The organism is Methylobacterium sp. UNC300MFChir4.1, assembly GCF_900110155.1.
Classification (GTDB): domain Bacteria; phylum Pseudomonadota; class Alphaproteobacteria; order Rhizobiales; family Beijerinckiaceae; genus Methylobacterium.
Genome location: NZ_FOCS01000003.1, coordinates 95,143 through 107,851, shown reverse-complemented (window position 1 = coordinate 107,851; position 12,709 = coordinate 95,143). Strand labels below are relative to the sequence as shown.

Sequence of the window (12,709 nt, the reverse complement as noted above, 5' to 3'; positions counted from 1 at the left end):
CCGCTCAGCCCTGTCCGCGGCGGGCGGTGAGCCAGGACGCCAGCAGCACCGCGACGCTCACCAGCCCGACGAGGAGGGTCGAGGCCGCGTTGATCTCCGGATTCACGCCGAGGCGGACCTGGCTGTAGAGCCGCATCGGCAGGGTGGTGGAGCCCGGGCCGGAGACGAAGCTCGCGATCACCAGGTCGTCGAGCGACAGGGTGAAGGCGAGGAGCGCGCCGGCCGCGAGGGCGGGCGCGAGCAGCGGCAGCGTCACGGTCATCAGCACGCGCGCCGGCGCCGCCCCGAGATCGGCCGCGGCCTCCTCGAGGGACCGGTCGAGGCCGCGCAGGCGCGCGCCGACCACCACCGCCACGAAGCCGGTGCAGAAGGTCGTGTGCGCGATGACGATCGTCAGGAGGCCGCGGTCCAGCCCGATCCCGATGAACATGAGCAGGAGCGACAGCCCGATCATCACCTCCGGCATCACGATCGGCCCGAAGACGAGACCCGTGAACAGGGCGCGACCGCGGAAGCGGCCCTGCCGCTCCAGGGCGAGCGCGGCCAGCGTCCCCAGGATCGTGGCGAGCAGGCTCGCGAGGAAAGCGACCTTCAGGGAGACCCAGGCGGCCGACAGGAGCGGCGCGTCGGCGAGCAGGGCGCCGTACCAGCGGGTCGAGAACCCGCCCCAGACCGTCACCATCGGCGAGGCGTTGAACGAGTAGACGATCAGCACCGCGATCGGCCCGTAGAGGAAGCCCAGGCCGGCCACCAGGGCGGTGCGGGTCACCCAGCTCACGGCGCTTCGCCCTCGCCCGCGCGCAGGCTGTCCCGGAACAGGACCACCGGTCCGATGACGATGGCTAGGATCAGCACGGCGACCGCCGCGGCCAGCGGCCAGTCGCGGTTCGAGAAGAACTCGCTCCAGAGCACCCGGCCGAGCATCAGCGTCTCCGACCCGCCGAGCAGGTCGGGGATCACGAACTCGCCGACCATCGGGATGAAGCAGAGCCCCGCGCCGGCCGCGATCCCGGGTAGGCTGAGCGGCACGGTCACGGTCCAGAACACCCGGCTCGGCGAGGCGCCGAGATCCGCCGCGGCCTCGCGCAGGGTCGGATCGAGGCGGTTCATCACCGCGTAGAGCGGCAGCACCATGAAGGGCAGGTAGGCGTAGACGAGACCGACGATCACCGCCGCGTCGGTGTTGAGGATCGTCAGCGGCGCGTCGATCAGGCCGAGCCGGCGCAGGGCGAGATTGAGCAGTCCCTCGGGCTTCAGGATCGCGATCCAGGCGTAGATCCGGATCAGGAAGCTCGTCCAGAACGGCACGATCACCAGCGCGACGAGGAGCGGCTGCCAGCGGGACGGCGCCCGCGCCAGGGCGTAGGCGAGCGGCGTCCCGAGAGCGACGAGGATCAGGCTGGCGACGCCCGCGTAGGTCAGGGAGCCCAGGGCGGCGTCGCGGTAGAGGGGGTCGGCGGCGAGCGTGCGGTAATTGTCGAAGTTCAGGGCCTCGAGGAAGGCCGACCAGCCGTCGAGCCCGCCGCGCCAGTCGAGCAGCGGCAGGTAGGGCGGGATCGCCGTGGCCGGCTCCGAGAGGCTGATCTTCAGGGTGATGACGAAGGGCAGCAGGAAGAACGCCGCCAGCCACAGGAAGGGCGGCAGGCGCGCCAGACGGTCGAACACCCGGCCGCGCTTGCGGGCGCGCGCGGACCCGGCCTCCGTTCGCCCGGTCGCGCGGTCGGCCTCCGCTCTGGCGGCCCTCATGCCGGCAGGATCACGGCGACGTCGGCGGGAAAGCTGGCCCGTGCGTCCGAGCCCGGCGCCGCGGCGGCCTCCGCGGGCCGCCCGCTCGCCCGCAGCGTGGCGCCGTCGGGCAGGCGCAGCGTCCGGCGCACCCGGTCGCCCAGGAACACGGCGTCGGCGACGACCACCGGCAGCCCTTCCGTGCCCAGCACCACGTCCTCGGGCCGCACCGCCACCACGACCGCGGCCCCTTCCGCGAGCGCGGCCTCCGCGACGCCCCGCACGGGACCGTGCGCGGTCTCGACCGTGCGGACCGTGTCGGCGCCTCCGGCGCCGACACGGCCGGGGATGAGGTTCACGTCGCCGAGCAGGCCGGCGACGAAGCGGCTCGCCGGGCGCCGGTAGAGATCGGCCGGCGGCCCGACCTGGATCAGGCGGCCCGCTTCCATGACGCCGATCCGGTCGGCGAGCATCATCGCCTCCTCGGGATCGTGCGTGACGACGACGAAGGCGGTGCCGAGGCGGCGCTGGACCGCGCGCAGCTCGCCCTGGGTCTCCTCGCGCAGGCCGCGGTCGAGCGCGCCGAGCGGCTCGTCGAGCAGCAGCAGCTTCGGCTCCCGGGCGAGCGCCCGGGCCAGGGCGACCCGCTGGCGCTGGCCGCCCGAGAGCGTCTCCGGTCGACGGTCGCCGAACCCGTCCAGGCGCACGAGCTTGAGCAGTTCCGACACGCGCTCCGCCGAGGCGGAGCGGCCGAGGCCCTTCAGCCCGTAGCCGATATTGCCGGCCACGCTCATGTGCGGGAACAGGGCGTAGGACTGGAACATCATATTGACCGGCCGCCGATGGGGCGGCAGCGCGGTCAGGTCCTGCGCGCCCAGCAGGATCCGTCCCGAGGTCGGGCTCTCGAAGCCCGCGATCATGCGCAGGAGTGTACTCTTGCCGCATCCGGACGGGCCGAGCAGGCAGAAGAACTCCCCCGCCTCGAGGTCGAGGGACACGGCGTCGACGGCCCGATGTGTGCCGAAGCGCTTGGTCAGCTCCTCCAGCCGCAGGCGCGGCGCCGGCCCCTCGGACAACGGATCAGGAATCCTCGCGCAGCGCCTCGGCCACGCGCGCTTCCAGGAGGTCCGGCCGGCGCAGGACCAGGGCGCCGCGGGTGCGGTCGACCAGTCCCTCCGCCGCCATCGCGGTGAACTCCCGGGTCACCTGCTCGCGGCGGCAGCCGATCCGCGCGGCGAGGACGTGGTGGTAGGGCGGCGGCGAGACCACCCGCTCGCCCGCCGTGCCGGCCCGGGGCACGGAGAGGCGGAGCAGCTCGGCGTAGAGCCGGTGCTTCAGGTCGAGCAGGGCGTGTTCCATGAGCCGCGTGTTCAGCTCGCGCACGCGCTTGGCCAGGAGCCGGAACAGCCGGTCGGCGATCGCCTCGGAGGCGAACACGATCTGCCGGAAGACCGGCGCCGGCACCACGCAGACCTCGCCGCGGGTCAGCGCCGTGACGTTGGCCGAGCGGCCGATCCCGTCGATGGCCGCGAGCTCGCCGAAGAAGGCCCCGCCCCGCATCTCGCCCAGGATGACTTCCTTGCCGGACTGGGTCCGGTTCAGGATGCGGACCTCGCCGGAGGCGATGAAGTACACGTCGGTGGAGATATCGTCGAAGTCGACGAGGACCTCGTTCTCGTCGAAGCGGCGCCAGTGGCAGCGGGGCTCGTAGGGGCTGAGCTCGATGCCGGGATCCTTGAAGAAAGGTATCGTCCCCAACCGCGCCATCGATCGTGTTCCCTCAACTCCGGCCTCCGTCCCTGCCCTGACGGGGGCCGGCCAGCAGATCTGGGGACGGGAGCAGCCCGCACAGTGAAGCCGCGCCCCGCCGGGGCGGTGCTGGATCGATCGGGCGCCGCAATCGTGACGGTCGCGGGCGGGGCGGTCAAGCCGCGTCCCGATGAACAGGAGTTTATTAGCGTGGATCAGGTATCAGGGCTAAATTCCTGGCCCGCCGAGGCGGGCAGTATCGATGCATCAAGACGTACCTTTCCCGCGCTCGACATCCTCCACCGGTCCCCGCCAGCAGGCGACGCTCGCACGCCCCTTCGAGCGTTCGGGCCGCAGCCTCCATTCCGGGCGGCACGCCACGGTCCGCGTCAGCCCCGCCCCGGCCGGCCACGGCATCGTCTTCCGCCGCCACCTGAGGGACGGACGGGCGGTCGACGTGCCCGCCCACTGGCACTACCGGGAATCGCAGCCGCTCTCCTCGGCGCTGCGACGCGACGGCGTCCTCGTGCGCACGATAGAGCACCTGATGGCCTCGCTCAGCGCGCTGCGGATCGACAACGTGCTGGCCGAGATCGACGCCGACGAGTTGCCGATCTTCGACGGGAGCGCGACGCCGTGGTGTGAGGCGATACGGATCGCCGGCCGGCGCGAGCAGAGCCTGCCCTGCCGGGTGATCCGCCTGCTGCGCACGGTGGCGGTCGAGAACGGGCGGCGCCGCCTCGAGATCGAGCCGGGCCCGGGCCTGCACATCACCGGCCACGTCGCGCTGGCGCATTTCGGCTCGATCGACTGGTCGGGCGCGATCACGCCGGAATCCTTCGAGCGGGAGATCGCGCCGGCGCGCAGCTTCGGGCGCTACGCGCGGGCCATGGCGGGCCGCGCCTACGGCTACCTGATGCGGAACGACTTCCTGCAGGGCGTCTCGCCCCGCTCGGCAGCGCTGCTGGTGCGCGGGCACGTCCTGGGCGGGATGCGCGTCCCCGGCGAGCCGGTTCGCCACCGCATCCTCGACCTCGTCGGCGACCTCGCGCTGGCGGGCCACCCGGTCGAGGGCCGGATCTCGGCGTTCCACACGGGGCACGAGCTGAACCACGCCCTCGTCACCGCCCTGATGCGGGACGGCAAGGCCTGGGAACTCGTCTGAGGGTCGGGTTCAGGCGGAGGCGCGGCGGGGCGTCTCGCAGGCGACCGCGACCGCTCCGAAGGCGCGGACGAGGTCCGCATCGAGCTTCGCCCTCATCGATTCGAGGATGGCGTAGGCCTCGCGCGGGGCCTTCGGCGCCTTGTAGGGGCGCGCCTCGATCAGCGCGGCGAAGATGTCGGCGATGGTGATCAGGCGGACGAGGTCGGGGATCTGCTGCCCGCGCAGCCCGTCCGGATAGCCCGACCCGTCGAGATACTCGTGGTGCGAGCGGACCACCGACAGGGTCAGCGCGTCGTAGTCGCCCGTCAGCAGCATCTCGTGTCCGAGCGCCGGGTGGCGAGCCATCTCGGCGCGCTCCGTCGGCGTCAGCGGCGCGGGCTTGTTCAGGATCGCGAGGGGGATCTTGGCCTTCCCGATGTCGTGGAGCAGCGCGCCTTTGACGAGGTAGCGGGAATCCGCCTCGTTGAGCCCCAGGACGCGCGCGAACTCGGCCGCGATTCCGGCCACGCTCAGGCAGTGGCGGTGCGTGACGTCGTCGAAGCTCGCCACGACCCTGAGCCATTCGCGCACCTTGGCCTCGCGGATCGCCTGGTTGACCAAGTCGGCGCCGTTCTCGACCAGCGCGGCCGGGGGCGCCTGATCGGCGCGGAACAGGCTGACGAAGGCCGAGCGGGCCTCGTTCACCTGCTCCTGCCAGTTGCCGGTCTGCGGCGGGGCCTTGGCGGTGCCGATCAGGGTCGCGACCGCGTTCAGCAGCATGGCGCTGACCGCGGCGGCCGGCATCGCGCGGGTCGCGCCGAGGGCGGTGGCCTGGATCTCGCCGCGGCCGAGGTTGCCGTGGATCAGGGCCAGGAACGGGATGCCGGGCCCGCGCGCGGTGGACAGCGCCTGGCGCAGCCGGCGCACGGATTCGGAGGTCAGCGCGCTGACGTCGCTGATGATCAGCCCCGCCCCCCGCGGCGGGACGGCGTCGCCGTAGAGGTCGTGCAGCACAACGGGCGTGACGCCGCCGAGATTGCGCGCGAGCCTCTCGGCGCGCTCGACATCGTCGGTCAGGATCAGGGTCTGGCCCAAGATTCCCCCCTGTGGCTCGCCCCCGCCCGGGCGCTTTTCCGACTCGCGCGACGACGTTCTGGAGCCGATGAACGCACTATCAGCGTCTATTTGCGCAGCACTCGCCACAGGTTTGACGGCATTCCGTTAAAAATCCGACAGCCGAAGCTGATGTTTGAAGCTTAAAATAGGCGTCGCGTTGTGTCGGGGGGCGACACGGGGATGCCGGCCTGCCCGCGCGACGGCGGCGCTTGCCTCGCGGCGTCCGGACCGCCAGAACGCCGGCATGCTGCGCGTCAACGACCTCACCTACCGCATCGGCGACCGTCTGATTCTCGATTCCGCGAGCTTCACGATCCCGGAAGGCGCCCGCGTCGGGCTGGTCGGGCGCAACGGGGCCGGCAAGACCACCCTGTTCAAGGCCATTCTCGGCGACCTCCCGGTCGACGCGAAGTCGGTGGCGCTGCCCAAGGGCATGCGGATCGGCGCCGTCGCCCAGGAGGCGCCGGCAGGACCGGAGACGCTTCACGCGGTCGTGCTCGCCGCCGACACGGAGCGCGCCCGCCTGATGGCGGAGGCCGAGCACGCGGACGGTCTGCGCCGGGCCGAGATCGAGACGCGGCTCGTGGATATCGGCGCCCACTCGGCGCCGGCCCGGGCCGCCGCGATCCTGCACGGGCTGGGCTTCGACGCGGCGGCCCAGGCGCGGCCCTGCGCGGACTTCTCCGGCGGCTGGCGGATGCGCGTGGCGCTCGCCGCCGTCCTGTTCTCGGAGCCGGACCTGCTGCTCCTCGACGAGCCGACCAACTACCTCGACATCGAGGGCACGCTCTGGCTGTACGATTACCTGGAACGCTACCCGCGCACCGCGATCATCATCAGCCACGACCGCGACCTGCTCGACACCAGCGTCGATCACATCCTGCACCTCGACCGCGGCAAGCTGGCGATCTACCGCGGCGGCTACACCAGCTTCGCCAAGCAGCTCTCGGAGAAGCGCGTTCTCCAGGCCAAGGCGAAGGCCAAGCAGGATGTCGAGCGCGCGCACCTGCAGAGCTTCATCGACCGCTTCAAGGCCAAGGCCACCAAGGCGCGGCAGGCCCAGTCGCGGATGAAGCGGCTCGCCAAGATGGAGCCGATCGCCGCGCTCCTCGAGGACGACGTGCCGGTGATCCACCTGCCGAGCCCGGAGAAGCCGCTGTCGCCGCCGATCGTCGCCATGGAGCGCGTCAAGGCCGGCTACGGGGACCGGATCGTCCTGACCGGCCTCGACCTCAGCCTCGCGCCGGACGACCGGGTCGCGCTGCTGGGCGCGAACGGTAACGGCAAGTCGACCTTCTGCAAGCTGATCGGCGGCCGGCTCGGGCCGGTCGCCGGCGAGGTGAAGCGCTCCTCCAAGATGGAGGTCGCCTACTTCGCCCAGCACCAGCTCGACGAGCTGCGCCCCGCCGAGAGCGCCTACGCGCATGTCCGGACCCTGATGCCGGATGTCCCCGAGGCGAAGGTCCGCAGCGCGACGGCGCGGCTCGGATTCGGCGCCAACAAGGCCGACACGCCGGTCGAGAAGCTGTCGGGCGGCGAGAAGGCGCGCCTGCTCATGGGGCTCGCCGCCTTCCACGGCCCGCACCTCCTGATCCTCGACGAGCCGACCAATCACCTCGACATCGAGAGCCGGCAGGCCCTCGTGGAGGCGATCAACGACTACGAGGGCGCCGTCATCCTGGTCTCGCACGACCGGTTCCTCGTCGAGGCCTGCGCCGACCGGCTCTGGCTGGTCGCGGACGGCACGGTGAAGACCTTCGACGGCGACATGGACGATTACCGGCGCTTCGTCCTGTCGGGGCCCGAGCGCGAGGTCGAGCGCGACTCGGAGCCCTCCGGCGGCCAGAAGGCCGAGGCGCGCCGCGCCGGCGTCGAGCGCCGCGCGGCCCTCGCGCCCCTGCGCAAGCGGCTTGAGGCGATCGAGGCACGGATGGCCAAGCTGACCGCGGCGATCCAGAAGATCGACGCCGCCCTGGAGGACGGGTCCGCGTTCCGGGAGAACGCCGCCAAGGCCGGCGAGATCGCCAAGATGCGGTCGGACGCCGCGACCGCGCTCGCCGCCGCCGAGGAGGAGTGGCTGACGGTCAGCGCGGAGATCGAGGCGGCCTGACGGGGCCGCCTCACACCGAGGCTTCGATCGCCCGCTCCAGGATGTCGACCCCGAGGTCGATCTCTGCGTCCGTGGCCGTGAGCGGCGGGGCGATCCGGAACACGCCGCCCATGCCGGGCAGCTGCACGATGTTCATGCTCAAGCCGAGCTCGAGGCAGCGCCGCGTGATCGCGTCGCCGAGTTCCGGGGCCGGCACCTTCGTGTCCCGGTCGGCCACGATCTCCACGCCCTGCAGAAGGCCGCGCCCGCGCACGTCGCCGATGCAGGCGAAGCGCTCCTGCAGCGCCCACAGCCGCGCCGCGAGCCGCGCGCCGGCCGCCTCGGCCCGGCCGACCAGGCCGTCGCGCCGGACGATCTCCAGCACCTTGAGGCCGACCGCGGCGGGCAGCGGGTCGGAGACGTGCGTGGTGTAGAACAGGAAGCCGCGGGCGTGGCAGAGATCCTCGATCTCCGGCGTGGTCAGGACCGCCGCGAGGGGCAGGCCGGCGCCCAGGGTCTTCGACAGGGTGAGGATGTCGGGCACCACCCCGTCGCGCTCGCAGGCGAACATCAGGCCGGTGCGGCCGATGCCGGTCTGGGCCTCGTCGAGGATCAGCAGCATGCCCCGCTCGGTGCATTTGCGCTTCAGCGCCGCGAGGTAGCCGGGCGGGAGTTCGAGGATGCCGCCGGAGCTGAGGATCGGCTCGGCCAGGAAGGCGGCGAGGTTGCCGGTCGACTGCCGGTCCACCAGCGCGAAGGCGTAGTCGAGCTCGGTCTGCCAGTCGGGGGCCCCGTCCCGCGCGAAGGTCGGGCGGTAGACGTTCGGGGCAGGGATCGCGAAGGACCCGACCGGGGCCGGGCCGTAGCCCTTGCGGCCGGCGCTGTAGGTCGCCGAAGCGGCCCCCGCCGTCATGCCGTGCCACGACTGCGCGAAGCTGACGATCTCCCAGCCGCCTGTGGCGAGCTTGGCCATGCGCAGGGCGGCCTCGTTGGCCTCGGCGCCGGTGGTCAGGAGAAGCGCGCGCTCCAGCCCGCCGGGGGCGAGTCTGGCCAGCTCGGTCGCGAGGTCGACCACCGGCCGGCTCAGCATGCCGCTGAACAGGTGATCCAGGCGCCCGACGTGGTCGGCGACGACGGCGGCGATCTCGGGATGCCCGTGACCCAGGATCGCGCTCATCTGGCCGGAGGTGAAGTCGAGGATCTTCCGGCCGTCCGCGTCGTAGACGAAGCTGCCCTCCGCGCGCTCGATGATGACCGGCGCGAAGGCGCCGCCGTAGCGCACGAGGTGCCGGCGCGCGCGCGTCCAGAAGTCGGGGTCGTCGTTCCGCGTCGTCATCGATCCGGGTCCCGTGGCAGGCCCCGCCATGCTAGGACCGCCCGCAACCCCAGAGAAGCTTATAGTTCTGAACCGAGTGTTCAGCGATCCTGATGGCTCAGAGCCTCGACATCGACCTCCTGCGCAGCTTCGCCACGGTGGCGGAGACGGGCGCGCTGAGCCGGGCCGCGGAGCGGGTCGGGCGCAGCCAGGCCGCCCTCAGCATGCAGATGAAGCGGCTGGAGGATCTGGTCGCGCAGCCGCTGCTGCGCCGGACCGGGCGCGGGGTGGTGCTCACGGTGCAGGGCGAGCGGCTCCTCGTCCACGCGCGCCGGATCCTGGCCTCGCATGACGACGCGGTGGCGGAACTGTCCGGCGGCCGCCTCAACGGCACGCTCAGGTTCGGCTGCCCGGACGATTACGCGCAGGCCTTCCTCCCCACCCTGCTGCGCGGCTTCGCGCACCTGCATCCCGACGCGGCGATCGAGGTGGTCTGCGGCGCGACACCCCGTCTGGAGGAGCGGCTCGCCCGCGGCGGGCTCGATCTGGCCCTCGTCTCGGTCCCGCTGGCGGCCGGGCGGGAGATCCTGCGGCGCGAGGACCTCGTCTGGGTGGCGCCGCGCGGCGCCGAAGCGCCATGGCCCGACCCGTTGCCGCTCGCGCTCGGCGACCCCGACACGCTGGACCACCGGGCGGCGCGGGCCGCCCTCGACGCGGGCGGGCGCGCGTACCGGATCGCCTACGCGAGCGGCAGCCTGTCCGGACTGCTGGCGGTGGCGCGCTCCGCCCAGGCGGTCGCGGTCCTCACCCGCGCCGCGGTCCCGCCCGACCTGCGCATCCTGAACCGCGGCAGCGGCCTGCCCGCGCTGCCGCGGATCGGCCTGACGATCCGCCTGGACGAGGCGCACGCCGCGCCGCTGACCCGCGCCTTCGCCGCCCACCTGCGCGCGGTGCTGCCGACGCTCTGACCGGGCGGTCCCGCTGGGCTCCCGTTCGTCCGGGCGGGGTAGCCCCGGTCCGGTCCGGTCGCGGCCGCCCCGAGCCGGTCGGGCCTGTCGCTAGCCCGCCTCGGACGGCTTCCGCCAGACGACGACGATCTCGTCGTTGTCGACGTTGATCCAGTTGATGTGGGTGCGCGGGTGGGCTTGGCGGATCGTCTCGAAATGCGCGCTGTTGCAGAGCAGGTAGATGTCGCTCCCCGTGTCGTCCAACCCGGCCTCCGCGTCGTGCAGGACGGAGCGGAGGCTCGGACCCGGTAATTGCACGGCCCGGAACCGCCGGCCGGCCACGTCCGGAAAGGCCAGGCTCCAGGCCGCCGTGACCCGCGGGCTGTCGTACGCCACGACCGTGTCGGCGCCGACGAGTCGGGACGGGCTGTGATCCAACCGGACATCCTCGCTCCAGTTGCGATTGGCGGCGCCGATCGTCTTCGTCGTCTCCGGCGACACGACCGGGGTCGTCGCCGTGGCCGTCGCCATCGCGGCGGCAGCGACCTGCGTGCCCCGCCGGTCGGTCACGTCGAGCGCGGCGTCGATCACCTGGATGCGGTTCTCGACGAGCGCGAAGACGGCCCCGGCCGCCTCCGGCGTGAGCGTGTAGATCGACCGCGGATCCGGCGCCGCGACGGGATTCACGTCGCGCGCCGGGGTGAGCGCGGTCGCCTCGCCGGGCGGCGCCTTCTGTGCGGCCGCCGCGATCGCGGCCATCGGAGGTACGTAATCCATCGCGCAGTCTCCAGCTTTCGACCCGATGCGGAACCCGGCCTCCGACCCGCGCAGCGCCGTCGCCCGCGCATCGACCGGTTGCCGACGGTCATGCGGGCGTGGATCGACGACCGTCGCGGCGATGCGGAGGAGTGCCACCGCGGGCATGCCGCGGCTGCGCCGTCCCAGCGGCTCGGACCGTGGCCGGTTGTCCAGGCAGGTCGGTCGGAAGCGCCCCGCGCCCGTCGGAGCGGCCGCTGACGCGGAAACACGGCGAGAGAGGGGATCCACCTCGGTCATCGGGGGCCTGCCGGTCCTCATGACCGCGAGCGCCCAGTCCGCGAGCTTCATGCTTCGTTGAATCGGATTTGTATCCAACGACTTGACTCTGTCAACGGCACGCAAGTTGAATCGTCTCCGCGACAGACTTTCATGGCCCGTATATCTGGGCGACATCGTAGGAATTCGGCGGTCCGCTGTACGCGTTGCTTCCGCTGTTTTCAGAGATGGCGGGTGGGGCTCCGAATAATCGGAGATCCCCGAGCGCGTGCTTTCAAGCCTGGGCGATCCACAGGCGGCGCGCGTCGCCGTGTGCTGCGGTTCCGCCGCGCGGGTCGCGCAGTCCGTCCGACGGTCGGCACCGCGAGGGGGCTCCTCCCGATGGGCGCGATCGGCGGTCCCGGCCCGCGGGATCCGCACGGGTGCGGTGTTTGCCCGCGGCCCGCGGACATGCGAGAGAGGCCGGATGTTGACCGTCGATAGCCTCTGGCGCGCGCGGCACCGGCTCGCGCAGTTCGGGAAGAAGCGGACCGGATCGCCGCGCATCCTCGTGATCGGGGTCTGCCAGGCCGGATCCATCGCCAAGACGATGCGCTACCTGCTGCCGCACGCGCAGGTGGATTTCGTCTCGGCCTTCACGGCGTCCCGCCGGTTCCCGCGGCTCGCCGACCTGATGGCGCACGCGGACGGGTACGACCACGTCTTCACCAGCATCTACCTGCCCAAGTTCAAGGGCGGCGGCTCGATCGACACGCTTCGGACGCACCCGAAGGTCCGCCTGATCCCGACCATCGTGTTCAGCGCCTACCATCCCGACCTCGTCCACGTGGGCGTTCAGGATCACGTCACGCTCAACGGCCTGATCTCGGGTCCGATGGGGCACTCGCACTCGGCGATCACGCTGTTCGCCTACCTGTCGGGCTTCTCGCAGGCGCAGGCGCTGCGGCTGTTCTCCGAGCCGGTCTTCGAGCGCCTCGGATACTTCAATCTCTGGGACGAGTCGGTCGCGTACCTGCGCGGCCTCGGCGTCCAGGCCGGGTACGATCTCGACACGCACCTCACGCGCTGGGCGCGTCGGGGCTGCTTCATGCACTCGATCAACCACACGAAGCTCTACGTGGTGGCCGACCTCGCCCGCGGCCTGCTGACCCGGGCCGGCGTGCCCTTCGAGGAATGCGACCTCGACGCATTCCTCCCGGACGATCTCGGCGGCCAGGGCAGCTGGCCGGTCTATCCGGAGATCGCCCAGCATTACGGCGTGCCCGGCAGCGCCCTGTTCTTCAAGGCGGAGACGCGCCGGTCCGGCCCCGCGCGCACGATGAGCCGGCCCGAATTCGTCGCCGCCTCCTACGCGAACTACGACCGGCGCGAGCGGAAGCTCCTGATCTCGCAGCGCGTCCAGGGCTGGCTCAACGACGCGCCGACGGTGGATTTCCTGCGCGAGGCCGCGGGCCGGGGCGACGCGCCGGCGCGGCCGGCGAGCCGGGCCCCGGCGGTGAATGCCGGCAGCCTCGCCGGCCACGCCTCGTAGCGTCCGGAAGGGCACTTCCCCGCGGGCCCGGCGTTGTCGGCCACGGCCCGCCGCCGCG

Annotated in this window: 11 protein-coding genes; 4 read left to right on the top strand and 7 right to left on the bottom strand. The window is 72.2% G+C overall.

Going from position 1 to position 12,709, the window contains the following annotated elements; translation table 11 throughout:
* Window positions 1–4: 4 nt before the first annotated feature.
* From BMY19_RS06115 to BMY19_RS06100, 4 genes are read right to left on the bottom strand one after another with little or no spacing between them, the layout of a single operon-like run.
* Window positions 5–778, bottom strand: coding sequence for an ABC transporter permease subunit (locus BMY19_RS06115; RefSeq protein WP_042673520.1), 774 nt, complete (start codon window positions 776–778; stop codon window positions 5–7).
* Window positions 775–1,746, bottom strand: a complete 972-nt coding sequence (locus BMY19_RS06110; RefSeq protein ID WP_042673521.1) for an ABC transporter permease — start codon at window positions 1,744–1,746, stop codon at window positions 775–777. Before BMY19_RS06110 ends, BMY19_RS06115 begins: the two co-directional genes overlap by 4 nt.
* Complete coding sequence (locus tag BMY19_RS06105) at window positions 1,743–2,801, bottom strand: ABC transporter ATP-binding protein (RefSeq protein WP_091926614.1); 1,059 nt, start codon at window positions 2,799–2,801, stop codon at window positions 1,743–1,745. Before BMY19_RS06105 ends, BMY19_RS06110 begins: the two co-directional genes overlap by 4 nt.
* Before the next feature lie 4 nt (window positions 2,802–2,805).
* On the bottom strand, window positions 2,806–3,492 hold the full coding sequence (locus BMY19_RS06100; RefSeq protein WP_026604752.1) for a Crp/Fnr family transcriptional regulator: 687 nt from the start codon (window positions 3,490–3,492) through the stop codon (window positions 2,806–2,808).
* A 244-nt stretch (window positions 3,493–3,736) separates the two neighbouring features.
* Between BMY19_RS06100 and BMY19_RS06095 the strand changes: the two genes are divergently transcribed.
* A complete protein-coding gene (locus BMY19_RS06095) occupies window positions 3,737–4,639 on the top strand; it encodes a UDP-3-O-acyl N-acetylglycosamine deacetylase (protein ID WP_100251183.1) in 903 nt (300 codons plus the stop codon).
* Window positions 4,640–4,648: 9 nt separating this feature from the next.
* Here BMY19_RS06095 and BMY19_RS06090 read toward each other — a convergent pair whose 3' ends face one another.
* Entirely contained in the window at window positions 4,649–5,713 is a 1,065-nt protein-coding gene (locus BMY19_RS06090; protein WP_091677041.1) for an HD-GYP domain-containing protein, read from the bottom strand.
* A 265-nt stretch (window positions 5,714–5,978) separates the two neighbouring features.
* On the opposite strand from BMY19_RS06090, the gene BMY19_RS06085 reads away from it, so the two are divergent.
* The gene (locus BMY19_RS06085; protein ID WP_100251182.1) at window positions 5,979–7,844 is read left to right on the top strand and encodes an ABC-F family ATP-binding cassette domain-containing protein; all 1,866 of its coding nucleotides are present in this window, start codon (window positions 5,979–5,981) and stop codon (window positions 7,842–7,844) included.
* A 10-nt stretch (window positions 7,845–7,854) separates the two neighbouring features.
* Here BMY19_RS06085 and BMY19_RS06080 read toward each other — a convergent pair whose 3' ends face one another.
* Window positions 7,855–9,159, bottom strand: a complete 1,305-nt coding sequence (locus tag BMY19_RS06080; protein ID WP_100251181.1) for an aspartate aminotransferase family protein — start codon at window positions 9,157–9,159, stop codon at window positions 7,855–7,857.
* Between the two features lie 92 nt (window positions 9,160–9,251).
* Here BMY19_RS06080 and BMY19_RS06075 point away from each other — a divergent pair, with 92 nt between their 5' ends.
* Window positions 9,252–10,106, top strand: coding sequence for a LysR substrate-binding domain-containing protein (locus BMY19_RS06075; protein ID WP_020091927.1), 855 nt, complete (start codon window positions 9,252–9,254; stop codon window positions 10,104–10,106).
* A gap of 90 nt (window positions 10,107–10,196) precedes the next feature.
* On the opposite strand, the gene BMY19_RS06070 is transcribed toward BMY19_RS06075, so the two are convergent.
* Entirely contained in the window at window positions 10,197–10,862 is a 666-nt protein-coding gene (locus tag BMY19_RS06070; RefSeq protein WP_244534849.1) for a hypothetical protein, read from the bottom strand.
* A 724-nt stretch (window positions 10,863–11,586) separates the two neighbouring features.
* Here BMY19_RS06070 and BMY19_RS06065 point away from each other — a divergent pair.
* The gene (locus BMY19_RS06065) at window positions 11,587–12,651 is read left to right on the top strand and encodes a WcbI family polysaccharide biosynthesis putative acetyltransferase (RefSeq protein ID WP_020091925.1); all 1,065 of its coding nucleotides are present in this window, start codon (window positions 11,587–11,589) and stop codon (window positions 12,649–12,651) included.
* Window positions 12,652–12,709: the final 58 nt, after the last annotated feature.

Coding starts and splice junctions, on each gene's coding strand:
- BMY19_RS06095 (WP_100251183.1), top strand. CDS start 3,737: ATGCATCAAGACGTACCTTTCCCGCGCTCGACATCCTCCACCGGTCCC.
- BMY19_RS06085 (WP_100251182.1), top strand. CDS start 5,979: ATGCTGCGCGTCAACGACCTCACCTACCGCATCGGCGACCGTCTGATT.
- BMY19_RS06070 (WP_244534849.1), bottom strand. CDS start 10,862: ATGGATTACGTACCTCCGATGGCCGCGATCGCGGCGGCCGCACAGAAG.
- BMY19_RS06075 (WP_020091927.1), top strand. CDS start 9,252: ATGGCTCAGAGCCTCGACATCGACCTCCTGCGCAGCTTCGCCACGGTG.
- BMY19_RS06110 (WP_042673521.1), bottom strand. CDS start 1,746: ATGAGGGCCGCCAGAGCGGAGGCCGACCGCGCGACCGGGCGAACGGAG.
- BMY19_RS06100 (WP_026604752.1), bottom strand. CDS start 3,492: ATGGCGCGGTTGGGGACGATACCTTTCTTCAAGGATCCCGGCATCGAG.
- BMY19_RS06080 (WP_100251181.1), bottom strand. CDS start 9,159: ATGACGACGCGGAACGACGACCCCGACTTCTGGACGCGCGCGCGCCGG.
- BMY19_RS06065 (WP_020091925.1), top strand. CDS start 11,587: ATGTTGACCGTCGATAGCCTCTGGCGCGCGCGGCACCGGCTCGCGCAG.